The 25431-nt window shown below is 54.5% G+C and carries 15 protein-coding genes, 1 tRNA gene, 2 rRNA genes and 1 pseudogene (1 of these 19 only partly in view); 13 read left to right on the plus strand and 6 right to left on the minus strand.

All coding sequences use genetic code 11. The features are described 5' to 3' along the window. From DDIC_RS01975 to DDIC_RS01990, 4 genes are all read left to right on the plus strand, one after another. Window positions 1-893: ribosomal RNA gene (locus tag DDIC_RS01975) — 23S ribosomal RNA — on the plus strand; it begins 2041 nt to the left of the window's first position. A 48-nt stretch (window positions 894-941) separates the two neighbouring features. Further along, window positions 942-1056 (plus strand): 5S ribosomal RNA (rrf, locus tag DDIC_RS01980). A 2386-nt stretch (window positions 1057-3442) separates the two neighbouring features. Next, window positions 3443-5293 carry a bifunctional diguanylate cyclase/phosphodiesterase gene (locus DDIC_RS01985; protein ID WP_168732438.1) on the plus strand — a complete coding sequence of 617 codons (1851 nt, stop codon included), beginning with the start codon at window positions 3443-3445 and terminating at the stop codon, window positions 5291-5293. Window positions 5294-5352: 59 nt separating this feature from the next. Continuing rightward, the gene (locus DDIC_RS01990) at window positions 5353-7107 is read left to right on the plus strand and encodes a methyl-accepting chemotaxis protein (RefSeq protein ID WP_136398898.1); all 1755 of its coding nucleotides are present in this window, start codon (window positions 5353-5355) and stop codon (window positions 7105-7107) included. Between the two features lie 127 nt (window positions 7108-7234). Here the strand turns inward: DDIC_RS01990 and DDIC_RS01995 are convergent, their stop codons facing one another. The 3 genes from DDIC_RS01995 to DDIC_RS02005 form a co-directional block, all read right to left on the minus strand. After that, window positions 7235-7843, minus strand: coding sequence for an indolepyruvate oxidoreductase subunit beta (locus DDIC_RS01995; RefSeq protein WP_136398899.1), 609 nt, complete (start codon window positions 7841-7843; stop codon window positions 7235-7237). A 14-nt stretch (window positions 7844-7857) separates the two neighbouring features. Further along, on the minus strand, window positions 7858-9708 hold the full coding sequence (iorA, locus tag DDIC_RS02000; RefSeq protein ID WP_136398900.1) for an indolepyruvate ferredoxin oxidoreductase subunit alpha: 1851 nt from the start codon (window positions 9706-9708) through the stop codon (window positions 7858-7860). A gap of 127 nt (window positions 9709-9835) precedes the next feature. Beyond that, window positions 9836-10585, minus strand: a complete 750-nt coding sequence (locus tag DDIC_RS02005) for a tetratricopeptide repeat protein (RefSeq protein WP_136398901.1) — start codon at window positions 10583-10585, stop codon at window positions 9836-9838. A 185-nt stretch (window positions 10586-10770) separates the two neighbouring features. Here DDIC_RS02005 and DDIC_RS02010 point away from each other — a divergent pair, with 185 nt between their 5' ends. The 7 genes and pseudogenes from DDIC_RS02010 to DDIC_RS13915 form a co-directional block, all read left to right on the plus strand. Next, complete coding sequence (locus DDIC_RS02010; protein WP_136398902.1) at window positions 10771-12030, plus strand: glutamate-5-semialdehyde dehydrogenase; 1260 nt, start codon at window positions 10771-10773, stop codon at window positions 12028-12030. Then, entirely contained in the window at window positions 12031-12744 is a 714-nt protein-coding gene (gene nadD / locus DDIC_RS02015) for a nicotinate (nicotinamide) nucleotide adenylyltransferase (protein ID WP_136398903.1), read from the plus strand. Then, window positions 12738-13556, plus strand: coding sequence for a tetratricopeptide repeat protein (locus DDIC_RS02020; protein ID WP_136398904.1), 819 nt, complete (start codon window positions 12738-12740; stop codon window positions 13554-13556). Before nadD ends, DDIC_RS02020 begins: the two co-directional genes overlap by 7 nt. 406 nt (window positions 13557-13962) lie before the next feature. Continuing rightward, window positions 13963-14056: transfer RNA gene (locus tag DDIC_RS02025), tRNA-Ser, on the plus strand. 599 nt (window positions 14057-14655) lie between these two features. Next, window positions 14656-16653 (plus strand): GNAT family N-acetyltransferase, encoded by a 1998-nt coding sequence (locus tag DDIC_RS02030; RefSeq protein ID WP_136398905.1) that lies wholly within the window; start codon window positions 14656-14658, stop codon window positions 16651-16653. After that, window positions 16643-17059, plus strand: a complete 417-nt coding sequence (locus DDIC_RS02035; RefSeq protein WP_136398906.1) for an ASCH domain-containing protein — start codon at window positions 16643-16645, stop codon at window positions 17057-17059. The genes DDIC_RS02030 and DDIC_RS02035 overlap by 11 nt, the downstream gene beginning before the upstream one ends. Window positions 17060-17211: 152 nt before the next feature. Then, a pseudogene (locus tag DDIC_RS13915) lies at window positions 17212-17411 on the plus strand (integrase core domain-containing protein); the annotation flags it as partial. A 254-nt stretch (window positions 17412-17665) separates the two neighbouring features. Here the strand turns inward: DDIC_RS13915 and DDIC_RS02045 are convergent. Next, window positions 17666-18865, minus strand: a complete 1200-nt coding sequence (locus DDIC_RS02045; RefSeq protein WP_136398907.1) for an iron-containing alcohol dehydrogenase — start codon at window positions 18863-18865, stop codon at window positions 17666-17668. 1020 nt (window positions 18866-19885) lie between these two features. Here DDIC_RS02045 and DDIC_RS02050 point away from each other — a divergent pair. Both DDIC_RS02050 and DDIC_RS02055 read left to right on the plus strand, forming a co-directional pair. After that, complete coding sequence (locus DDIC_RS02050; RefSeq protein ID WP_136398908.1) at window positions 19886-20941, plus strand: acyltransferase family protein; 1056 nt, start codon at window positions 19886-19888, stop codon at window positions 20939-20941. A 341-nt stretch (window positions 20942-21282) separates the two neighbouring features. Continuing rightward, the gene (locus DDIC_RS02055) at window positions 21283-22296 is read left to right on the plus strand and encodes a glycosyltransferase family 9 protein (protein ID WP_168732439.1); all 1014 of its coding nucleotides are present in this window, start codon (window positions 21283-21285) and stop codon (window positions 22294-22296) included. On the opposite strand, the gene DDIC_RS02060 is transcribed toward DDIC_RS02055, so the two are convergent. Together DDIC_RS02060 and DDIC_RS02065 are read right to left on the minus strand one after the other, a co-directional pair. After that, window positions 22261-23568, minus strand: coding sequence for an oligosaccharide flippase family protein (locus DDIC_RS02060; RefSeq protein WP_136398910.1), 1308 nt, complete (start codon window positions 23566-23568; stop codon window positions 22261-22263). The two genes, DDIC_RS02055 and DDIC_RS02060, sit on opposite strands and share 36 nt — an antisense overlap. Further along, window positions 23556-25016 carry an oligosaccharide repeat unit polymerase gene (locus DDIC_RS02065; RefSeq protein ID WP_136398911.1) on the minus strand — a complete coding sequence of 487 codons (1461 nt, stop codon included), beginning with the start codon at window positions 25014-25016 and terminating at the stop codon, window positions 23556-23558. Before DDIC_RS02065 ends, DDIC_RS02060 begins: the two co-directional genes overlap by 13 nt. Window positions 25017-25431: the final 415 nt, after the last annotated feature.

Raw genomic sequence — 25431 nt, forward strand, 5'->3', positions numbered from 1 at the left:
TCGGTGAAATTGAAGTCGCGGTGAAAATGCCGTGTACCCGCAGAAAGACGGAAAGACCCTGTGCACCTTTACTATAGCTTGACATTGGGATTTGGAACTGCATGTGTAGGATAGGTGGGAGACTGTGAACTCTGTACGCTAGTATGGGGGGAGTCATTGTTGAAATACCACCCTTGTTTTTTCAGGTCCCTAACCCTCTACCGTTATCCGGTGAGGGAACAGTGTCTGGTGGGTAGTTTGACTGGGGCGGTCGCCTCCTAAAGAGTAACGGAGGCATGCAAAGGTTCCCTCAGGCTGATTGGAAACCAGCCGTCGAGTGCAAACGCATAAGGGAGCTTGACTGCAAGAGAGACATCTCGAGCAGGTACGAAAGTAGGTGTTAGTGATCCGGTGGTCCCGAATGGAAGGGCCATCGCTCATTGGATAAAAGGTACGCCGGGGATAACAGGCTGATCGCATCCAAGAGTTCACATCGACGATGCGGTTTGGCACCTCGATGTCGGCTCATCACATCCTGGGGCTGAAGCAGGTCCCAAGGGTACGGCTGTTCGCCGTTTAAAGTGGTACGCGAGCTGGGTTTAAAACGTCGTGAGACAGTTTGGTCCCTATCTTCTGTGGGCGCTGGAGAATTGAAAGGGCCTGTCCCTAGTACGAGAGGACCGGGATGGACGCACCCCTGGTGGACCTGTTGTCGTGCCAACGGCACAGCAGGGTAGCTATGTGCGGAAGGGATAACCGCTGAAAGCATCTAAGCGGGAAGCCTGCCTTAAGATTAGTTCTCCCTGGAGCAATCCCTAAAGGGCCGAGGTAGACTACCTCGTTGATAGGCTGGAGGTGGAAGCGCCGCGAGGCGTGCAGCTGACCAGTACTAATAGCCCGTGAGGCTTGTTTTTGAAAAAAACTCCTTCCGTCCCTGTCAATTAATATTTTTGACAAATTTCGTTGATAGCCATGGAGGAGAGGGTACACCCGATCCCATTCCGAACTCGGAAGTTAAGCTCTCCATCGCCGATGATACTGCATAACGTCATGTGGGAAAGTAGGCCGCTGTCAACGATTGCTCCAAAGCCCCTTGCTGCTGCTAGCGCAAGGGGCTTTGTGTTTTGTTGCGCTTCCCTTGCCCTGCTTCGCCTCCTCCGGCCCCCACATACGCCCCGCAGCCGCTGCCTGTAGTTTGACCAGGCCAGCAGTACCTGCAACGCCCTGCCGTGTTCCGTCGTCGCTTCCTTCCTGCATCCCTTTTCATCACTTCCTTTTGCACCACTTCCTTCTTCCCTGAACCACCGCATCCCTTAGGCCTGCTCCCATTTGAAATCCCTTGCCTACAGTTTCTGGTGAGCCCGTCAGGCGCATTTACGCAAACCCGCCTTTTTTGGTCTGACGGCGTCAAAAGCATTTTTTTAATGCTCACGTACTTGAGTACGCTGCGCTTTAAAAAATGCTTTTTCCTTGCCAGACCAGAAAAATACGTATTTTGCAAATTCACCTAACACCAACCATCGCCTCGCTCCGCTCCGGCGAGTCAAAGGAATTCTACCCCACAACCTGCTTCTGGTGTCGGGATGTAAAAGGCAAATGCAAGTATCATCATAGTTTATGCCGCTGACTTCGTGCACAGCTTAAGGGCAGTCTTGAGTGCCGCAAATGTTGTGCTCCGCGTAAGGCGTCCCAAATTCCGCCAACCGGCGAACGATCACGCCCGAACGGCGGCAACCCGCCCAGCTCCGGCGAGTCAAAGGAAGGTTACCCCCCCAAAACCTGCTTCTGGTGACGGGCTGCGAAAGGCAAATGGAAGTAACATCGTAGTCAGTTCTTCTGACTTCGTGCACAGCTCAAGGGCAGTCTTGAGTGCCGCAATGCCGTGCGCCGCGTAAAGCGTCCCAAACTTCGTCAACCGGCGAACGATCACGCCCGGAGGGCGGCAATATTCCCAGTGCAGGCTGATCACTCGGGAGGAAAACCTTTCACCCGTGGTTTTTGGTGAGCCCGTCAGGCGCATTTATGCAAACCCGCCTTTTTTGGTCTGGCGGCGTCAAAAGCATTTTTTTAATGCTCACGTACTTGAGTACGCTGCGCTTAAAAAAATGCTTTTTCCTTGCCAGACCAGAAAAATACGTATTTTGCAAATTCCCCTAACACCAACCATCGCCTCGCGCCGCTCCGGCGAGTCAAAGGAAGGTTACCCCTCAACCTGCTTCTGCTGCCGGGCGGTTAATTGCCAATGAAAGCAACCCGCAGCCTACGCTTCTGATGCCGTGCAACTCAAAGGCAGATGAAAGCGCCGCTACAATCCGTAAATTTTACTGTGCGAAACGTGAAGACAGTTGATAAACAGCGCGAGCAATTTTTGAACACGAGTGGAGCTGGTCTAGCTCCAGACTTTCAATCATTGCAGCGGACAGTGGTTATTGGCTGAAGCGGAATAACATTCAAAGCGGCAGCGGACTTTGGCATTTACGCGGTGCGGAGGGAGATCACCTGAGCGAGCGTAGCGAGGGAAGGAAGCTCCCGCAGCTAAAGCCGCGTGCCCTCGCTAGCCCAAGGAAGCTGAAAACTTTTCCTGGGGGTGCTTCGGGGGGGATGCAAGGGGGGCCGCGAAGGGGGCGAAGCCCCATAACCGGCCCCACCTTGCCGTGCGCCGCGCAGGCGTCCCAAACTTCGCCAACCGGCGAACAATCACGCCCGGAGGGCGGCAACCCGCTCCGCTCCGGCGAGTCAACGGAAGGTTACTCCGCAACCTGCTTCTGGTGTCGGGATGTAAAAGGCAAATGCAAGTATCATCGTAGTTGATGCCGCTGACTTCGTGCACAGCTTAGGGGCCGTCTTGAGTGCCGCAATGCCGTGCGCCGCGCAGGCGTCCCAAACTTCGCCGACCGGCGAACGATCACGCCCGGAGGGCGGCAACCCGCTCCGCTCCGGCGAGTCAAAGGAAAGCTACCCCCACAACCTGCTTCTGGTGTCGGGATGTTAATGGCCAATGAACGCAACCCACAGCCTAAGCTTCTGATGCCGTGCAGTTAAAGACAGGCAGGAATCACCTGCAGCACCTCGCATGCGCACCATCCATCGCCTGTAACCCTGGCGACATATTGCCCGTCATGCAACCGTCACACTGACTGCTGAATGCTACTGCAGCTTAGTAAGAAAGCCTGTTCATTAGCATTGAGCAAATATTTTTGCCGTCAAAATCAATTATTATTGTAACGGATCCGCCATAGTATCGGCTTAGTGATGTTGGTGGCAAAGACGAGGGCCAAACTGCGGTTGCCGAGCCGCATGCCGCAAGCCATTATCACCGCACGCAGTCTCCCCCGTCCCGCCTAGCAGGATTGTCCATAATCTGGCCATGTATTCACATTATGTGGAGGGGGTCATGCCCGATTCTTCCGCGCAAGACTTGTTTGATGAAACTTTTTGTGACCTTCCTCTGACAGTGGGGCACATGCCTCATTTGCAGGCGCAGTTGCGCTGTGCGCCTGCCCTTGCTCCGCCGTCAGTTTCCATGTGTCTGCCCGTGGATGCCCCGGAGAGCAGCACCCCAGCCCGCGTTCCTGTTGAGGAGACCGACCGGCAGGCCTTTTTGGACGTCCTGCACAATCAGGAAATCACCAGCGTTCTGCAGCCTATTGTTTCACTCCGGGACGGCGCTGTTTTTGGGTATGAGGCCCTGGGGCGCGGCCCTGCGGGCACACTGCTTGAAAATCCAGAAACGCTGATTCAGTGCGCGCTTGAAAACGGCTGCATGCTGGAACTTGAGCATCTTTTCCGGCGCAGCGCGCTGCGTGCCGCCAGGCAGATGCCTACGGGCATTCGGCTTTTCCTCAATGTGAATCCCAACATCATTCAGGATCCGCATTTTGGCATGGGCTTTACCAAGGAATATCTCACCCGTTTTGCCATCAGTGCCGAGGATATTGTTTTTGAAATCACCGAGCGCGAGTCGGTGGAAAACCTGCGCGGCTTCAAGCAGATAATTGAGCACTACAAGGGGCAGAACTACCAGATCAGCATTGACGACGCCGGCGCTGGCTACTCTGGCCTCAACCTCATTTCGGACGTTCAGCCCCACTTTATCAAGCTCGATATGCAGCTTATACGCGGCGTGGACAAAGACCTCACACGCCAAGCCCTGATCAAGAGCATGCAGGAGTTTGCCGCGCTCACCAATACCCGCATCATTGCAGAGGGCATTGAGACGGAGGAGGAGCTGGCAACCCTCATCAGCTTTGATGTGCCCTATGGGCAGGGCTATTTTATTCGCAAGCCGTCGCCCTCGCCGCGCGTGGTTGAGCCCGCAGCCATGCAGGTCATCCACCGCGAAAACAAGATAAAAAACCGCTTTTTTGGGGCACGCGTTCACAAATTTCATGTGCGGCACATATGCAGGTCGGGCACGGTTATACCCCCGCATACGCCCATTCGCACGGTTGTCGAGCTGTTTGAAAACAACAGCAAGCTCAACGGGCTTTGCGTGGTCATGGGCGAAGTGCCCGTGGGGGCCCTCACCCGCAACCGCCTGCACGAGCAGCTCAGCGGCAGGTTCGGCTTTTCCCTTTTTGCGGACAAGGCCGTGGAAGCCGTAATGGACAGATCTTTTTTGAGTGTTGACCATCAGTGCACAATTGATCTTGTGGCCAGACAGGCCATGCGGCGCGACGACGCCAAACTGTATGATTTTGTCACCGTCACCCGCGAGGGCCGGTATCAGGGCGTTGTAACAGTCAAGGAGCTGCTGGAAAAAAGCATCGAACTTGAGGTGGCCAATGCCCGTCAGCTCAATCCCCTTTCAGAGCTGCCGGGCAATGCTCTTATTGATATCGAGCTGGAGAGGCTCGTGCGCCTTGGTCTGCCCAGAATTGTGCTCTATTTCGACATAGACAATTTCAAGGCTTACAACGACAAATACGGGTTTAAAAATGGCGATCGCGCCTTAAAGCGCCTCTCTTCCATTATCAAGGAGAGCGCCGCCGAAGACGATTTTGTGGGTCATATAGGCGGCGACGACTTTATCGCGGTTGCCGACGGGCGTACAGCGCAGGGCGTGTGCGAAACCATCATCAAGGCCTTTAACGAGAGTGTCCCCGCATTCTACAGCGCGGAAGACGTGCAGCGTGGTTACATTGAGGGCAAAAGCCGCAGTAATGTTGAAGAGCGCTTTCCTCTCATGTCCCTGACCATTGTCGGCGTTCGGGCCAACAATTATCAAAGCAGTTTTGATCTGGCGCGAGCCGCGGCAGCGCTGAAAAAGCAGTGCAAGCGCATACAGGGCAGCAATTATCAGCTTGAAGCATAGCCCTCACTTGCCTTTCCGCTACGCTCGCCCCCACACAAACAAGCCCCACGGGAGTCTTCATGAAGCTGACCACGAAATTAGTTCTTTCGTTCAGCAGCATCATTGTGCTTATGCTTGCCCTGTTTGGCGTATATTTTGTCAATACGGACCGCATCGACCGCGCCGTCAGTCACATGGACCAGCAGTATCTTCCCTCGCTTGTGGCGGTGCAAACCATGGCCGCCATGTTGTACTCGGCGCGGTCCGATCTGGCGGCGCTTACCCCGCACACCGACCGCGTAACCATTGCCGAATACCGCGACCGCATCAAGCGCGCCCTCAAGCAGTTTGCCAACCATGCAGAAGCCTATCAGGCCCTGATGCAGACGCGCAAGCAGGCAGGGGAACCCGTGGATGACGAATTGTGGAATAATATTGTCGCCCAGATGCGCGCTGATGAGACCACCCGAGAAGAAATCATCCGTCTTGCGGGCGAGGGCGACACGGACGGTTCCATCGCCCTGTTTACCCGCAGCAGGGCCGATTTTATTCGCCTTGCCCGCTATTTTGACCAACTGGTGCAGCACGATGTGGAGCGCAGTCAGGCAGCGGCGGCCAGCGCGCAGGATATAGCCCGCAAATCGCGGATCGCCGGGGCAGCTCTGGCCCTGGTTGGCATATTGTTCAGCATTGCCGTAACAGCGGGCATCACGCTGGCCATCAAGCGCCAGCTGGGCAAAGACCCTGCGCAGCTGCAGCTTATTGCTGGACGAGTGGCCGCAGGAGATTACGAGCTGGAGTCCTCTGGCCGCCAGCAGGGCGTATATGCCTCGCTGGTGCTCATGGTTCAGGCGCTGCAGGCTCATATAGCCAGCGCGCGCTGCGAGTCGGAAAAAGCACGGGAAGAATCCGTACGGGCCAACGCCGCCCTGCTGCAGGCTGAGGCCGCCGAGCGCGACGCTCGGGCAAAAAGCGAGGCCATGCAGCAGGTGGCCGAAGCGCTGGAGGAAGTAACCCATGTGGTGGCAACGGCATCCGGGCAGGTGAGCGACACCATCCGGCAGGCGGAAGAAAGCGCGGACAGCACTGCGCAAAGACTGGCAGAAGCCGCTACCGGTATGGAGCAGATGAATGCCACGGTGGGCGAGGTTGCGCACAATGCGTCCGTGGCTTCGGATTCCTCCGCGGCGACGCGCTCACGGGCCGAAGCTGGCTCCAAGGTGGTGCAAAATGCCCTGCAAAGCATTGAAAAAGTGCGTTCTACCTCGCTACGTCTCAAGGACGACATGGAGCAGCTTGGCGGGCACGCGCAGGCCATTACCCGTATTATGAATGTTATTTCAGACATTGCGGACCAGACCAACCTGCTGGCGCTCAATGCCGCCATCGAGGCCGCGCGGGCTGGCGATGCCGGGCGCGGCTTTGCCGTGGTGGCCGACGAGGTGCGCAAACTGGCGGAAAAAACCATGGCCTCAACCCACGATGTGGATACGGCCATCAAGGCCATCCAGCACAGCGTGGCCTGCAGCGCGCAATCGGTGCAAGAAGCAGTGCAGGGCATCGCCGTGGCGACGGAGGCTGCCCAGCAGTCTGGGCAGGCGCTTGAGGCCGTTGTGGGCACCGTGGAGGAAACCGCCAGCCAGGTCAGCGCCATTGCTACGGCAAGCGAGCAGCAGGCTGTGGCGACAAACCAGATCAACCGCACCATCGGCGAGGTAACCGACCTGTCGCGCCAGACGGCAGCGGCCATGAGCACTGCCTCCCGCGCGGTTACGGGGCTTTCCGCGCAGGCGCGAAATCTTGAAGGCCTTATTGAACAGATGCAGCAGTGCTGACTTTAGACGACGGAGCAGCAGGCACCCGGCGGGGCGAGCGGGTAGCAAGCCTGGCCCAGAATAAAAAATGGAGCCTCCTGCAGGAGGCTCCACCTGTGAAGCGTTCAGTTTGTCTGGCCGGGGCTGGCTACCTGTTGAGGTAGGCCTTTCCCAGTTCCAGGGCTTTAAGGTTGGATTCCTGCAGCTTGGGCGGCAGGAATTTTTTTATGGCCGCTTCCAGAGCGTCCACGCCAAAGGGCAGTACGCCAGAGGCGCAGACCACGCTCAGCAGCACGGTGTTGCCGCTCTGCACTGATCCGGCCTGCAGGCCAAGATCACGGCAGGCCACAAAATGGCACTGTCCGGCGACCTGACGGGTTCTTTCCATGATCTGCTGCATGTCGGGGTACACTGCCTTGCCCAGCGAAACGCTGAGCGGGGGCAGGGGGTCGCTGCTGGAAAAAACAGCGCCGCCTGGCTGCAGATAGGGCAGGGCGCGCAGGGTTTCGAGTGGTTCAAAGCCCAGCAGCACGTCGGCTTCGCCCAGATCAAGCTTGGGCGAGCGCCAGCCGCCGAGCAGCATGACAGATTCCACCACGCCGCCGCGCTGAGCCATGCCGTGCACCTCGCCTGCCACAACCTCAAGCCCGGCTTCAAGAGCCGTGCGGGCCAGCAGGGTCGTGGCCGTCAGGGTGCCCTGACCGCCAACGCCGGTAAAGAATATACGCATCCGCTTTTGCATTTCTTGTGTCTTCATAATATTTGCGCTCCCTACCGTTTCCGCGCCTTAAAGGCCGTAGGCGCAACCTGCAGACAGACCATGCAGCCCGTGCAGAGTGTGGCATCCACAGCAAGATTGTCGCCCTCGCGGTAAAAGGCGGGGCAGGCCAATTGCTCAAGGCAGCGCATGGCTTCCGGCCCCTGCTGGGCCACCTCGGCCACCTGGGGTTGGGCCTTTTTGAGCTGACGGCGGGCGTAAAGCACGCAGGGCTCTTCAGTAATAAGTACCCGCACGCCGGTCTGGGCCTTCATTTCTTCCAGCGCCTTGGCGACGGCCTTGACGTTGAACGAGCGCACCTTGGCGCACTGGGTAACGCCCATGGCCCGCACGATGGCTTCAATATCCATGTGCTGGCTCATGGAGCCGAGCATGTCCTGAATCATGCCGGGGTTGGGCTGGTGCCCTGTCATGGCCGTCGTGCCGTTGTCCAGAATGACCAGAATGATGTCATGCTGGTTAAACACCGCATTGGCCAGACCCGTCATGCCGGAATGGAAAAACGTGGAATCACCGATAAAGGCCACCACGGGTTTTCCGGAAGCACGGGCAAAGCCGCTGCCTGCGGAAACCGAGGAGCCCATGCACACCAGAAAGTCAGCCGTGCGCAGGGGCGGCAGCAGACCAAGGGTGTAGCAGCCAATGTCGCTGGAGTAGTAGGCGTCGTCGCCAAATACCTGCCGCGCGGCATAGTAGACTGCGCGGTGCGAACAACCGGCGCAGAGGTTCGGCGGGCGTCCGGGCAGCTCCAGGTCTACGCTTCGCACTGGCTTGGCCGGGCAGGGGGTGTCCAGCCAGGAGGAAATGCGGCGCATGACCAGGGTTGTGGAATACTCGCCCTGACCGGTGAGGCCTGCATCCTTGCCTTCAATGCGCACGCGGATATCGTGCTTTTGCACCATGGCGCGGATGTCCTGCTCCAGAAGGTCAACGCCTTCTTCGAGCACCAGCACGCGATCGCAGCCGTGCAAAAATTCGGTAATCATGCCCGTGGGCAGGGGCCAGGTCATGCCAAGCTCAAGCACGCGCACGCGGTCTCCCCATCCGCCCACGGCAAGGGCGTCGGACAGATAGTCGCGCGCCACGCCGCTGGTGATGATGCCAAGGCGCGTGGGCGTCTGCGGCTCGCGCACGGTGTTGAACCGGCTGGATTCAGCAAACTGGCGGGCCTTTTCTATGATGCCGTCAAGGGCCACATGGCGCTTGCGGGCAACGGCGGGCACTGGCACAAAACGGCCTGGGTCGCGCTTGAATTCAACCTTGGGCTGGGCTGCGGGCAGATCGTCAAAATCCACAGCGCCGCGCAGGTGGCTGATGCGGGTGGTGGTGCGCAGCATCACCGGCTGTTGAAGCTCGCGGGCAAGGCGAAAGGCCTCGCGGGTCATGTCCTTGGCTTCCTGAGCCGAGGCGGGCTCAAAACAGGGCAGCTGGGCAAAACGGGCATAGGTGCGGTTGTCCTGCTCGTTCTGGCTCGAGTGGCAGCCGGGGTCGTCGGCTGTGAGCACCACCATGCCGCCGGGCAGACCCGTGTATGCGGATGTGAACATCGGGTCGGCGGCCACGTTGACGCCCACGTGCTTCATGGTGACGAGGCTCATGGCGCCGCCCAGGGCCGCACCGGCGGCCACTTCCATGGCGACCTTTTCATTGACGGAATATTCCAGCCTGTAGCGGCCTTCGCCGCCAAGGCGGTGGAACGTGTCCGGCACTTCCGAGGACGGCGTGCCGGGGTAACAGCTGACCATGTGCACGCCCGCTTCAAGCGCGCCGCGCACGATGGCCTCGTTTCCCAACAGCAGGTGACGCTCGCCGCGAGCGCCCTGCAACAGCGGATTATTGCTCATGTTCCCTCCAGGCCCAGACGTGCCGCCTGAACCGCAACTGGATACAAAATGGCGCGGCCCATGCGGCCCCGCCTACAATGACGCAAGCCCGCGCTGTTTGCACATGCGCGGGCTTGCGAAGAGATATTTACTGAGCTTTGCCGGGGGCTTTATCGGCCCCGCCGTCTGGCGCCGCCGGGCTTGCGGCCTGGGCTGCTTCTTCATCAACAATCTTGGGGGCAAGCGCGGTGGCGCGGGCGCGAAAATATTCGCTGTTGAGGCCCTGAGCCTCGCGTGCAAGGGCCAGATACATACGTGCCGCCTGCTCCGGCTGCCCCGCGACCACGGCGGCCTCGGCCGTCATTTGCTTGAGCTGGGGAGCGGTAACCTCGCCGGGCAGTGACGACTGCAGCTTTTGCAGCGCGGCCAGCGCCTCGGCATATTTGCCAGCCTTGAGCAGGGCCCCCGCTTCGTTCATGCCTGCCACCAGCGCAAGGGAGCTTTTTCCCTCTTTGGCGGCCTTGGCAAAGGCATCCGCCGCAGCGGCATTGTCGCCATTGCTCATGGCGCTTTGCCCCAGGGCAAGATAGACGGAAAACCGCACATCTGCAGGGGCTTTTTCGGCCAGGGCGGCAAGCTCCTTGATCTGGGCTGGGCCGCTGGTTTGCAGCACAATGCGGGCCAGTGACTGGCGGGCCTCGTCGTTTTTGGACGTGGTGTACCAGCGCCAGATGCCCGTGCCAGCCAGCACCAGTACGAACAGCACCACAATACTGGCTATGGTGCCAGCGTGGCGCAGCATAAACTGGAGCATGGGGGCGCTTTCTGAGCTGACTTCGGCCTGCAGGTCGCGCAGCAGGGGGGATTCCTCCACGCCTTGATTCTTTTGCGGATTCATGTATCAAAACTCCTTACAGGGAGGCGGAACCGCCGTTGTTTTTCCGCGCATTTGCCCTGCGCGCGTATCATCGGCGGAGCTGGACGGAAGCTTTTTTCTTAGGCCAGAATCAACCCCTCTGTCAAAACAAATATCCTCTGGTCAGGCTGCCTGCGCGGCCACGGCCACTACCACAAGGAGCACGCATGACGCCTGCAGAAGAAATGTCGCGCCTCGGAGCGCGGGCTAAGGAAGCCGCCAGGGCCATCGCCAAGGCGCACCCCGATGCCAAAACGCAGGCCCTTTTGGGCCTGGCCAAGCTGCTGCAGGATCGCGAGCCCGAAATTCTGGCGGCCAATGCAGCGGATCTTGAGGCTGCCCGTGCAGCGGGGCAGGATGCGCCCCGGCTTGACCGACTTACGCTCACCCCTGCCATTATGGAAGAAATGCGCGCGGCCTGCCGCCACGTGGCCAACCTGCCCGACCCCGTGGGAGCCACCGAGCGTCAGTGGCAGCGGCCCAACGGCCTGCTGGTGGGGCGTATGCGCGTGCCGCTTGGCGTAATCGCCATGATCTACGAGGCGCGACCCAACGTAACCATAGACGCCGCCATCCTGTGCATCAAGGCGGGCAATGCGGTTATTCTGCGCGGGGGCAGCGAGGCCCTGCGCTCAAATATCGCGCTGGCCAAAGCCCTGTGCGACGCCCTGGTCCAGGCCGGGTTGCCGGGCGATGCCGCGCAGCTTGTCTCCATACCGGGGCACGAAGCCGTCAATGCCCTGTGCAAGCTCGACCGTTATATTGATGTGATTATTCCGCGTGGGGGCGAGGGCCTTGTGCGGGCGGTGACCGAAGCGGCCACCATGCCGGTGCTCAAGCATTTCAAGGGCGTGTGCCACGCGTATATTGACGCGGGCGCCGACCTCGACGCCGCTGTGGAGATCGTGTTTAACGGCAAGGTGCAGCGCCCCGGCGTGTGCAATGCGCTGGAATGTCTGCTGGTGCACCGTGATGCGGCTGGAGTCTTTTTGCCCAAGGTCGGGGCCAGGCTTGGCGCGGCTGGGGTGGAGTTTCGCGCATGCCCGGCGTCCCTGCCCCTGCTGGGGGCGACCGCCGTGGCCCAGCAGCCCGACGACCTGGGGCAGGAATTTCACGCGCTGGTTCTTGCCGTGCGCGTGGTGGAAAACATGGATGCGGCGCTGGACCACATCGCCCGTTACGGTTCAAACCATACGGAAATCATCTGCACCAACAACCACGAGCACGCCATGCGTTTTTTGCGCGAGGCGGACGCCTCCATGGTGGCGGTCAACGCTTCCAGCCGCTTCAACGACGGCGGGCAGCTTGGTCTGGGCGCGGAGATTGGCATTTCAACCTCAAAGCTGCATGCCTACGGCCCCATGGGCGTGGACGAGCTGACCACCACCAAGTTTGTGGTGCTGGGGCAGGGGCAGGTGCGCCGTTAAATGACCGAAACGGCCTCCCATCCGCCGGGCAGAGCCATTTTGGGCGGCAGTTTTAATCCGCCCCATGTAGGGCACATGCGTCTGGCCATTGAGGTGCGTGAAGCTCTGGGAGGCCTTGTGCAGGGAGTGGATATGGTTCCCTGCGCCGTGCCGCCCCACAAGGCGCAGCAAGGCATGCTGCCCTTTGAGCTGCGCGCCCGCATGGTGGAAGCCTGCGCGGCAAATCTGCCCTGGCTGCGCTGCAACCGCGTGGAGGCGCTGCGGCAGGGGCCGTCGTTCACCTGGGATACCCTGTGCGCCTACCGTGAAGCCGAGCCGGGCACGGATTTTTATTTTATTCTGGGCAGCCCGGATTTTGCCACGCTTTCCACCTGGCACAGGGGGGTGGAGCTGCCCCGGCTGTGCAATTTTGTCGTTGTGCCCCGTAGGGGGCACACAGCAGAAAATTTTATCGCCGCAGCAAAAACGCTCTGGCCGCAGGCTCATCCGCGCCCGTCCGTGCTGCCCTCGTGCGCGTGCGTGGCATTGCCGGGGGGAGGGCTGGCGCATTTTCTTTCTTTGCCGTGGCTGGCGGTGAGCGCCTCGCGGGTGCGGCAGTTGTGGCTGGCGGGTCGCAACGTGGATTTTCTTGTGCCAGACGCGGCCTTGCGTATTTTGCGGGAAAACTCTCAAACCGTGCGGCAGCACTGGCTGAAGGAGAGTTTGGCATGTTGACCACTGCTCCAAAAGAAATTCGGGAAAACATCGCCCGTGCCACCGGGTATCTGCGGCGCGACGAGGTTGAGCGTGCGCTTTTGACCATGAGCGAAGCCGTGCGCCAGCTTGCGGAAATAAAACTGCTGCGCTCGGTCAGGGCGGAGCTTGATATCCAGATCGGCGACTTTCTGGCGACCGTGGTGCGGCACAGCATGCTGCAGCCTCTGCTTGACCCCTGCCATACGGGCAAGCCTCGCAGCATCACCCTGCAGCCGGGCAAGGAGGCCGCGCTCTCTACCGTGCTGGATGGGTTGGCGAAAATTTTGCAAACTGCGGCGGAGCAGTCGTTGCAGCAGGAGGCCGAAGTACGGCTGGCGCGTAAAAAACAGCTCATCAGCAGTGGGCTGGATTTTTTGCGCGAGGGGCAGGTGGCCAAGGGGCGCGCCTTCTTGAAGCGCATGGTGGAAGAATTCAGCGACGAGGAAGGCATTCGACTGCAGATGGGCCAGATTTTTGCCGCTGCCGGACTGTTTGCCGAGGCCGCCGCCATGTACGAGGAATCCATCAGCCTGCAGCCGCGCGATTCGGCGGCATACAGCGGGGCCGTGGCGGCCTGGATGGAACTGCGGGAATACGAAAAGGCCGAGAAGGTGTACAAGGCCGTGCTGCGAACCTTTGGCGGGCACGCCTCCACCTTTGGCAAAATGGCAAAACTGTATCTTGTCTGGCACAAAAAACAGGCAGCGGAAGATGCGGCCCTGCGTGCCCTGCAGACAGACCCTGAACAGGCCGACGCGCTTGAGGTGATGGCGGCGCTGGACAAGCATTAGCCACCGTGGCGCGCCGTAACGGCGAGCGCTTGCGCTGATGCCGGGCCGGATGCGGTGGGCGATGCTGCAGAAACAGCGGCCGGAGCCGGGCTAAATATGACACGCTGACTTTTCCCGCGCAATTTGGGGCAAAGCCGGGGAAGCCCCAACCAAGACTGCCGCAGGCTCTGCTGCGGACGTTGATGTGAAATGTCGGGATGAACCGAGGCCAAGCCTGCAGAGAACTTTTTTTATGCGGGGCTGACGTGCGCTGGGTATGGAGCGAAAACGGCCAACGGTTACCCCTCTGGTTCAAATAAAGGCCGCATGCGGCATCTTTGCGACAGAAGCATTGCCTTTCATACAAAGATAAGCTATATACCGCCTTCGGCTGCAAGCGGGGTGCCCAACGCCCTTTGTGGCCTGCGGAGAGGTAGCGAAGCGGCCGTAACGCGCTCGACTCGAAATCGAGTTAGGGGTTAATAGCTCCTACGTGGGTTCGAATCCCACCCTCTCCGCCATTAATACGTAATAAAAACGGCGTGTTGCTTTAGATAGCAACGCGCCGTTTTCGCGTTCAAAAAGGGTATGTTTTTAGCGAGTGTGCGAACAAAATACATACCTTCTACATACTTTGATTCGATCTGCGGGGAAAATTTGAGTGAATCTGACCTTACCCGAACAAGGCATCCAGGAGGAAGCGGCTCTTAGACTTGGCGGTGAACTTTCTTCTCGGTTTAAACATAAAAGCCTTCTTTGGCTTCTTACGTCCACCTTATGGTCCAGTTTCCCGACCCCACTTCTGCTGGCAATGCTGCGCGTTGCCACAAATGCGAGTATGTGTGGGATGTCTTCAATCTGCTAGATATGTGTGGGATAGAGTCGTCTTAGCCATCTGTAGCTCCGACATTGGTGTATTTCCTTGAGCAGCGAAGGGCTGGCCTCGGCGATGATTCTGAGCTAGATGGGTTGTTTTTAGAGCTGTACGATTTCCTGTTGACTATGTTGGACGAAGATGCCGTGCTGGTGTGAGAGACCGGTGGGTATGATTAAGAAGTCCTACCAAGCTATGCTTTTGATCTAAGACTTGATATTAAAATCAGCAAGCAAGCATGCCAGTATGAAGTACTCAATACACAACATCACCGAAAAAAGGGACTTGCTCCCCGACGTGATCTCTCTTGGCGACAGTCAGAAGAAAACCCTCGGCTTTCTACCTGAAAACGCCTTTGAGGACTACGCAGCAAGAGGCAACATTATTGTTGCTGTTTCCGAGTCCAATGAAGTTCTCGGTTATGTTCTCTTTGCTCAGAAGCAAAACCTCGTGTGTAGGCTGGCACATGTTTGTGTGCGGCCGGATGCCCGAAGACAGGGCATTGCTGAAGAACTCATTTCTCATCTGAAACAACACACATCCCATATGAACCGTATAACTGTCCGATGTAGACGAGACTACGGTATAGACGTTTTTTGGGAAAAAAATGGGTTTATTGCCCGTGCAGAAACCGCCGGACGAGGGAGCAAGGAGACAACTCTGACGATTTGGGAACTTGCCCTGCAACCAACGCTTCTCTCTTTGATGCCGGACTCAGTCAAAATTTTCGTTGTATTAGACCTTAACGTTCTCATCGCTGCGAAATTAGAAAACGACATCGTATCCGAATCGCTGTTGACATTTACATATTCTGATGAAATTGATTACCGCATCTCTCGTTACTCTTTCAATGAGGTGAATAGGAGTTCAGACAAAATAAAAAGGCAACATACAAGGGATTTATTAAATTCATTTAGCGTAGTTGATAAATGTCAAAATCATGAACTTACAGAAAGTGTAGTAGCAATTGTCGGCGAAAAACATCGATATGACGCAAACCAAATAGCCTCTGCAATTTACAATAGAGCATACAGTTTTATAACAAATGATACGAAGATAATCAGTCATTCAGATGAAATTGCAAGAAAATTTGGTATACATTTGTACACCCCTACGGAGTTTGTGGTTAATTACTGCAATGATCAAGGGAAAGACCTTTACTACCCTGCCTACCTACCTCAGTCTGAAATTCAATTCCGCCCGATCGGAGAGTATCGTCATTCTAATTTGTTCAGAAAATACAAGGCAAGCGGGGAGAGAAAACACGAGTTCAAAGCCAAAACGACTATCAATCCCGCGCTAATATCCGAGTACTCATTGCTACGCATCTGCATTGACGGGGATGAAGTAGGCATTCTCATCAGCTCTATGAAAGGACAACAACTCGTTATCCAATTCCTTCGGCTAAAGCAATTTGCAAATCACCTCCACACCATAAGTATTCATATCATAGAAAAAATTTTGCTAAATGCCGTTGAAATGGGAGCCACCGAGATAGTGGTGACCGATAACGATTGCGGAGAACTTGTTGTCTCGGCTTTACTCAAGGCGGCGTTTCAGCAGACAAACAAAGGGCTTGTAAAGCCCGTTGAGAAGGGGCTTATCACTCCGCAACAAGCTTTCAATCGACTAGGCATCAACGCCGTAGACGATGAGATGCTTTCTGCTCAGTCTTTGTTCGCAGTGGAGCGCATTCTTTGGCCAGCCAAAATTCAGGGGCTGGACATTCCAACTTACATCGTGCCGATACAGCCCCAATGGGCAAAGCAATTGATTACAGCAAAAGACTTTCAAGGTTTATTGTTCGGAACCCCAGAGCACATTCTGCAAACGCGTCGTGTATACTATCGGCACAGTAAAGGAACGATGATCAATCAACCCGCCAGGATTGTGTGGTATGTCAGTCAAAATAAGCATCCTGGGCCGAATAAATGTGCTGTTGGAATTTCACTGATTGACGAAGTTGATATTGCTCCAGTAAAGAACCTTTTTCCCAGATATGAACGATTCGGGGTCTATTCTTGGAAGAATATCCTTGAGACTGCGGGGGGTGATCCGCACAAGGAGATGATGGCAATCTCCTTCTCAAAAACTGAGGTGTTCAAGACGCCTGTTCCCCTCAAGAAACTCGCGGAAATTATTGCGGAGAGCGAAGTTAGAAAACTTTTGACGGTTTCACCATACCGTATTGAATCAAAAACTTTTGAAATGATATACCAGTTAGGATTCCGCGATGTCCGATAGACAAAGCATCCTGATCTCGATCAGGCAAAAATATGTGGAAAGCATCATAAACGGGAAAAAGAGGGCTGAGATAAGACGAATGTTTCCAGATGGGGTCTCCAGAGTATACGTATATGTACCGACTCCGAAGCGACATGTAATTGGCTTTTTTGAGGTGAAAGAGGTTCATAGGTTGCCCGTTGCTCAGCTATGGAAACAGGTTGGGCGGATTTCTGCGCTATCCCAAGATTATTTTTTTGCTTATCTTTCCGGTAAAGAAGTGGGAACGTCTATATATTTTGATGAATTTACCGTCCTGCCCCACTCAACGCCTCTTGCAGAACTCAGGCAACGCTTTCCCAAATTTCATCCCCCTCAATCATTTATGTATGTCTCAGAAGATATGGAGAAGTTGTTGTTGAGATAGCGACCACGATTACTTGAGCAAAGATGACAACGACCACAACAAGATTAACCTCGCTCAAGCTAGGACACTTGCAGTGGATATATCGTTGCTTGGAGTTCGGGGGGGCGTGTGCTTGAAAAGCTACCCGTTAAGCAAGATTGCTGCAGCGTAGGAAGATTGATAACGGTCCACAATTTTGTGGTAACACCTTGGATGCATAGGCTTTTGAGCACGGTGTGCAGATTGAGTTTACTCGCCCTTGAGGCCCACGGATAATGGGCACATTGAAAGCTTTAACGGAAAATTCCGGGATGAGTGTTTAAATTAGAATGTATTTCTGTCCCTGCACGATGCACGAAGAACGGTTGAAGCATAGCGACAGGATTACAACCAGCAGCGACCATACAGCTCATAGGGCTAGCTGACACCGGAAGAATTTCGCGAAAAAATATAACCTGCAACCCATTGGAAACCACTAACTTACAGGTGGTATGCGCAGTGGGGTAAAGTCAAAAACCGGCGTGGATATTTCGCGCCGGTTTTTACACTGCATCTTTCGGGTAGCGCCGTGTTGCCCGTTGCGCTGCGCAACGGCCAAAGTCGGCAATACCGGTATTCAGCCCGTTATTACATGGCCGCCTTGTACACGGCAGCCACGTCCGCATCGGTCATGGTACGGGGGTTGGTAAAGCAGCAGACATCCTTTTGGGCATTGGCGGTCATAGTGGGGATGTCGGCTTCGCGCACGTCCTTACCGTACTTTTTGCCCAGGGCAACCAGGCCCTCGGGAATGCCCACGTCCCTGGACAGAATGTTGATGGCGGTAATGGCCTTGCGCGAGGCTTCATCGGCGCTGATGCCCTGCGTCAGCTCGCCCAGTAGCTGAGCAACGCGGCCAAAACGGCGTCGGCTGGAAATGCGATTGTATTCGCACACATGCGGCAGCAGAATGGCGTTGCATTCGCCGTGGGGCAGGTCATAAAAACCCCCAAGCTGGTGCGCCATGGCATGCACATACCCCAGGCTTGCGTTGTTGAAGGCCATGCCGGCCAGATACTGCGCGTAACACATGCCCTCGCGGGCTTCTTTGTCCCGGCCGTTGGCCACTGCACGACGCAGATAACGGTTGACGTATTCCATGGATTTTTCAGCGCAGGCGTCGGTCATGGGGGTCGCCGCAATGGAAACATAGGCCTCCACGGCATGGGTCAGCGCGTCCATGCCCGTAGCGGCGGTCAGTGCCGGGGGCATGCCCATCATCAGCAACGGGTCGTCAATGGCCACGCTGGGGGTACAGCGCCAGTCGCCAATTGCCATTTTGACTCTGCGGGAAGTGTCGGTGATGACGCAAAAACGGGTCATTTCCGAAGCCGTGCCCGCCGTGGTGTTGACAGCTACATACGGCGGGAAGGGATTTTTGGACTTGTCCACGCCTTCATAATCATGAATTTTGCCGCCGTTGCTTGCAAGAAAACCCACGCCTTTGCCGCAGTCGTGCGAACTGCCGCCGCCAAGCGTAATGATGCTGTCGCATTTTTCTTTTTTATATACGCCAAAGGCCTCAACAACATTGTTGTCGGTGGGGTTGGGAACAGTCTTGTCATATATGGCGTACTTCATTTTTGCAGCATCAAGGATGTCGGTGATCTGCCTGAGTATACCGGCGTTGACAATGCCTGGGTCGGTAACAAGCAAGGGCTTGACGCCGCCAATGTTTTTCAGACGATCAGGAATTTCTTTGGAACACCCCTCGCCGACGAGAGTGACGTTGGGAATAAAAAACGAGGTGATCTGTCCCATATGCATCCTCTTAAGCTCCGTACTCATTCGTGACTCCTTTTGTTATACATGACTACTATAGTGTAAATTGTCATGCATGGGTTAAGGTATGTTCTGTGAACAAATGTATACTACGTCGATTGACATATCAAGAAAATAGCAACAATTACTCAATTCGTTATTCTTATTTTTTTACATAAGGTGTTATTTCCTGTTCATTTTTAAATTTACGCCTGTTTTATTGAATTTTAGATGATATTTTGATTGATTGAACAACAAATTTTTTTGCAACTATGATGTGATATATTGCACAAACATTCCTTTTTCCTGAGAGCGCGGCACGCAACAATCACAGGGCAGGGAAATGAGCCGGAAAAGAGGATGTTGCATCGGGCCCAGGCGAATGAAATTGGCCCGCGCATTGCCCGCTAGCGATGCGTGAACACAGGCGATTTGCGCAATCTGCATGCATCCAAGGCAACGGCAAACAGTCTCACGATTTGCCGGATTTTGCCTCTGAGATTTTTGAGCGAGTTGCATACTTGTTTTTTATTGGTATACCTAGCTTTGGAGCCAATCCTGAACGGCTTGGCTAGGCAAGACCCTTATCAATTAAAGCAGTGAATTGTGTTAAAGCTCGAATCCCACCCTCTTCTTCATTAATACATAATAAAAACGGCGAGTTGCTTTAGGTAGCAGCTCGTCGTTTTCGCGTCTAAAATGGGTATGTTTTTAGCGATGCGCGGCCATAATTACATACCGTCATACATGCTTTGGTTGATCTGTGCGAAAATTTGGTGGGATTCGAGGATAATAGCGAAGCCACTACAACAAAAAGACATCTGAGTAGATAGGGGCAGCTTTTTGCATTTAAAGTCGCTCAGGCCACCCCCGCTGAAAAAATGAGTTCACTTGTTCGGACCAGCCAACGGCAAAACTTGGCGTGTTCGGTTTAGCGGGGGCAGCTCCATAATCTGACTACAATAACTTATTGTAACCTACTATAAAAATAATTATATTATAAAGAGACATGTTAGGTCATCTCTGCTAATCTTAGATAGGTTCATAATGAACAAAATTGCTTCTATTCAAGTTCTACGGGCTATTGCCTCAATTATGGTGCTTATTCGCCATTCTCAGTCGCAACTGTCGGGATATGAAATTAAATATGGCCTCGAGCCATCTTTTCTCAACAGTATTGATCCGCGTCAGCTTGGAGCTTCTGGGGTTGATATTTTTTTTGTAATAAGCGGCCTTGTCATGGCGCTAGTCACATACACCCCAAGAAGGGGCTTCGCAGAAATCTTGCCCTTTTTGCGAAAGCGAGTGGTTAGAATTTTTCCTCCGTATTGGTTATGGACTGGTGTGTTGATCGCTCTTCTATTACTGCTGCCCTCCGCATTCAGCTCTCGTTCTTTCTCATTGAGAGATGCCTGCTTCTCCTTGTTTCTAATTCCGTATACGCCAACGCCTGGCAACACAGCACCTCTTATGGGGTTGGCCTGGACACTGTGGTATGAAATGTATTTTTACTTACTTGTAGCTGCAGGGCTTCTTGTCCCAGAAAAAATCTATCCTTGGGCACTCGGCGGCTTCTTTTTTCTTTGTACGGTAGTGATCCCTTCGCCCGCAGGACCTGTCTGTGAGGTAATAACTAACCCCATCCTTTGGGAATTTTTCAGTGGATTTATCCTTGGGGTAATCTTTTCTCGGGGTGTGATTCTTAGTAGCGTTCTCAGTGCTACAATGATTGTGTTTTCGATAGCCTTGTTCATTTTGTCGAATGTAAGCGCATTGCCGTTTGTTCGTTGGGTTTCATGGGGCGTTCCCTCAGTCCTACTCGTTGCAGGCCTGCTTTTTTTCGAAAGGGCAAAAAAAAATTTAACCTTCCCCGCATGGCTGGTCGCGCTTGGTGACAGTTCCTATAGCCTTTATCTCAGCCACCTTCTCGTATTGGCTGTTATTGGCAAGCTATTTGTTGTTGGTGGAATAGATAAGGTCGTGCCGTCTGATATTTTTATTTTCCTGTGCGTGATTGGGTGTATATCTGTAAATGAAATTATTTTTCGATTTACTGAAAGGCCGCTTCTTCGTCTGCTGCGCCACCAAAAACGTCTTAAATAACAGAAGTAATATACTCAACACCATAAAAATTAGAAGTAGGCTCACTTCCTCGGACCAGTCAACTGCAAAACTAAGGTGGACTGGCGATGCCGTCTTTTTGGGGGAATCAGAAGGAGCCCCAGATTTGTACTGCTAGTATATCTCCATCGGCTTTCTGCCGTCAAAGGGCTTGTGCGGATGTGTGGTCGGTACGTTTCTATTTAAGTCCGCAACAACGTACTTTCCTACGATTTCCTTTTGCTGTATTTATGGCTGTCAGTCTTTCGGTCGGGCAACCTGGCAACACGCGGGTTATTATCAACTTGCAGAGCTAGAGCGCAAAAACACTTTTTAGGATGGCGATGTCTTTCTATCTAATCATTAAACTCGGCGCGATTGGTGATGTTGCCATGGCAAGCATCATGGCGGCGGAGCTGCGAAAGGTAAAACCGGACGCTCGGCTGGTATGGGTTGTGGGCCGAGCAGCGAGGCCATTGCTGGAAGCGACGGGCATTGTAGATGAAATTATTACCGCCGACGAAGATGCTATCCTGCACGGCAGCCTGCCACAAAAAATCCGCGCGGTGTGGTCTGTCCTGCGCAAGCTGGGCAGACGCAAATTTGACCTTTGCCTGATTCCGTACCGAGACTGGCGGTATCACATCCTCCGCATTGGTGTGCGGTGCAAAGAAGTGCGTTCTTTTCGGCATGGCCGCTGGCTTATTCCTGGCCGCTATCATGGGTTTGAATACTCACGCTTGGCCCTTGGCAAAGATAGCGATCCTGACGCTCCCATCGCATTGCCGCCGGTGCAATCCGCACCCTGCATTACTGAAGAAATGCCTGCCATACTGCTGGCGCCGGGAAGTCCCAGCCCTTTAGCCACAGACAGGATGCGGCAATGGCCGCTAGATTTTTATGTGCAACTGGCCAAAATGCTGTCTGAAAGTGGCCGCACGGTGGGGATTGTGGGGATTGACAAGACGGGCAAGCTGGCCGAGGCCTTCAATAATTTACCAGTGGTGTCCTTTGTCAATCGTACAACTCTTCCAGAACTGCTGCACGTGCTCAAGCAGGCACAATTGCTCGTAACGCACGATACCGGAACAATGCACTTGATGGGAATGTGCGGCGGTGCATGCGTGGCGTTGTTTGGCCCCACCCTCGCGAGTGAAAAGCTTTTTCCCGCCAGCAAAAATCTTGCGCTGCAGTCTTCCGTTTTTCTACCTTGCATGCCTTGCTATGATGGAAAGGAGTATGCGGAATGCAGCTATCTGCTCTGCATGCACAATATTACGCCGCAACAGGTTTTTCTGGCGGTATGCAACCATATGGAAAAATTATCCCACCCCGACAATGCAGGGGAAGAATCCTAGCCGGCGTTGAATAAACACGGCCTGTCCTACCGCTTGCGTTACCGTGCTGATTGCAACGGCAGCCGCAGCTCCTTCAAGTCCGTATGAGGGGATAAGCAGCCCCCCCAGAGCCATCACTGCCGCCGCCAGCCCCACAGCAATGCAGTGCTCCCTGCTGTGACCTGTGGTTATCAGGGTAATGCTGGTAGGTCCAAATATTAGCGCCAGCATTTCTCCGGCCGCGAGTATGCGCAGCGCACTGGTGCCTTGCACAAAATCCGCCCCAAGCAAACCAAGAATGGGCGAAGCCAAAAGCGCAACGCTCCCCAGCACAACAGCCGTAAGCCCGGCAATGAGGCGCGTACCATTGCGGTAATATGCCGCAATTTCGTTCATATCGCCTTTTTTTTGCAACACGGCGATCTTGGGGCCAATAACGGTGCAGCAGGCTGTCTGGATATTTGAACCAAGCAGGGCCAGCTTTTGCGCCATGGCAAAAACGCCCACAGACGTAGCTGAGGCCCAAGCTCCCAGAAAAAGAATGCCCGCCTTCGCAACCACTAGAGACAGGGCGGAAGCAATAAACAGCGGCATGCCCAGCTTAAGCAGGTTGGCAAATGCAGGCGGGTCTTGCTGGTGCGCACCAGCAAACAGGCGCGCAGACATGCCGCAGCCAGCAAAATAGGCAACCCAACTTGCCAGGGCAAACCCCATGGCAGCACCGGTTACCCCGTAGGGGATGGCCAGGGGCAAACTCAGGCACAGAGCCGCGCCAAACACCAGTACCCCGCCGCCATCGCCCTGAAGCATTTGAGATGCCCTGATGCAGCTTGCGCCTTTGAGGGTTTCAGCCTGCAAAAAAAGCAGCGTCTGCGGTATCAGCCCCGCTGTCATGGCAATAAGAGGCATATAAAGATCTGGCTTGCCAAAAACCTCGGTGCAAAACCATTGACCCAAGACGGCAATGCCAATGGTTAGTGTCAGGGCCATGCCTCCGGCAAACAAATTGGCCTGTCGACACCATGCCGCAAGCACTCCCATTTGGCCACTGGACGAGTACAGGGCCGCATGGCGCAACAGCACATAGTCAAGTCCAAACCGGCCCAAAAATGATGCAGATATCACTATGGCAAAAGCCAGGGCAAACAGTCCAAGCCCGTCGCTACCCAGCATTCTTGCCAGCACAAAATGAAGCAGATAGCTGAAAACAACGGCAAAGCCCTTGCAAAAAACGGCTATGCACATGCCCTGCAAAATTTTGTTGGTATCTCTACTGCCGGTCAGTTTTGGCATGCCAACCTCTTGAACAGCCTCTCCATAGCCCAAGCCGCGCAAGTTACCACCACCACTCCATAAAAAATGCCATAAAAGTCAGACACCATGACAGTAAGCAACGAAATTAAAAAAAACATTACCCAGCCACCTGAGCAATTTTGAATCGTTCTTTGCCTGCACCGCCATGCCCCCAAGAGTATCCCCAGAACAACGCCAAACAGGATAACTCCAACAAGGCCTCCATTAAGATATGCTTCACCAACAAACGTAGGCCTCAGGCCCCCATATGTTGGAGCAATGGGCGAAGTCTCGTTCAAAGAGAACACCTCAAGAGAGTACCGGCCAAAGCCGTAGGTTTCTCTGAAAGGAAAAATTGAGCTTGGTACAAAGGATAATAGCGCTGAAAGATACGTTTTTCCCCAGCAAAAGGGCACGTCATGCGTATTCATAGACTGAATTAACAGTGCCGCATCACTAATTTCGGGGAATACTCTTGACAGAGAATCCAGCCCTGATCGGATACGTGAGAGGGTTAAAATACAAAAAGTGGCGCCACAGAAAGCGATTGTAATCAATGCGGGCAAAAGGCGTTTTTTTGCGGGCCAGAAGAAGGTTATTCTTATGCCGATAAACAGCACAAGCGCACAGAAGTCTCCACGTGAACCACTGCCAAGCACGCATAGCAGGGTTAATGTTACGCAAAAAAAAGCTGTGATTTTTCTTTTTAAGGATAGGTTGTTGTTGATCAGGACTATAATATACATGGATGAAATCATGGAAACGGCAGAAAAAACTCTAAAGGCAAAGCGAAAAAGATTGTTGGTAAACGGGCCATTAAAGAACTGATAACGAGCCAGGGGGGGATTGTCAGAAAAAAAGGGAATGCTGCCAAAATAAGCGTAGATCATGCAAAGACCAACGCATGAACCTGCGCATAGTGCAAAAATGGTATGCCAGAAGCTGTGCGATGCAAAATGCTCAGGGGATACTGCCCAACAGAATTTTTCAACACCCTGCGAAATCCCTTGAGCCCTGGTGCCAATATGCATCCCCGCCCTCAGAGCCAGATAGCCGATAAGCAGCAGCCACAAAAATTGAACAGTCGCACTCGGTACAGGCCCCGGGGAATATATCTGACCAAAAAAATTCCACACGCCCAGGCTGCAGGCCAACAGCCACCCGGCAGCGATCAATGTCGGCCAGTTGTCTTCACAGAGTCCCCATTGCGTGCCTGCGATAATCAATTCTATCCACAGCATGTAAAGAGCTATGGTTATAAATGTGTCCGTGTTCTCTAAAAAATACCCTGCAAATAGTGCAGCGCTTGCACAAGCCAGCAACCAATGGCTCGTCCACTGAAGCAGCGACTGTTTTTCCTGTAGAGGGTCAAAAAAATTGATTCGCAATAATTTCATCAGATTGACCGAGCTTGCCTGGATGTTGGAGATTATCTTGTCTGTCAGCAAGAGGTGACCTTGCCCCACTGCGTATGCACCTGTAAATTAGTGATTTCCAAAGGTCCGCAGGGTATATTTTTCATGGAATTCTTTCGGTGTCAGACAGCCCTATAAGCTGTGTGGCCGCTGTTGGTATATCCTGTCGCCAGGCTTCAAGGGGTCTGGGCGTCGTGCCTGATAGAAACATGTTCTGGTTTAAACTTCATTATGGAATTTTTCGTTAACGTATTCAGTATGTCCATTGTCCGCGACTCCCCGGACGAGTAAACTCTATCCGCGCACCGTGTCAAAAGCCCATGCATCCAGGACCTTATCGCGAAGTTCTGGGCCGTATCAACGTTGCTCGCTGCGGCAACCTTCCTTGGAGGCGTGGTTTTTCAGGTACGCGCACGACCCGAATTCCTGGCAACGACATATCCACTTC

The organism is Desulfovibrio desulfuricans, assembly GCF_004801255.1.
GTDB classification, from domain to species: Bacteria; Desulfobacterota; Desulfovibrionia; order Desulfovibrionales; family Desulfovibrionaceae; genus Desulfovibrio; species Desulfovibrio desulfuricans_C.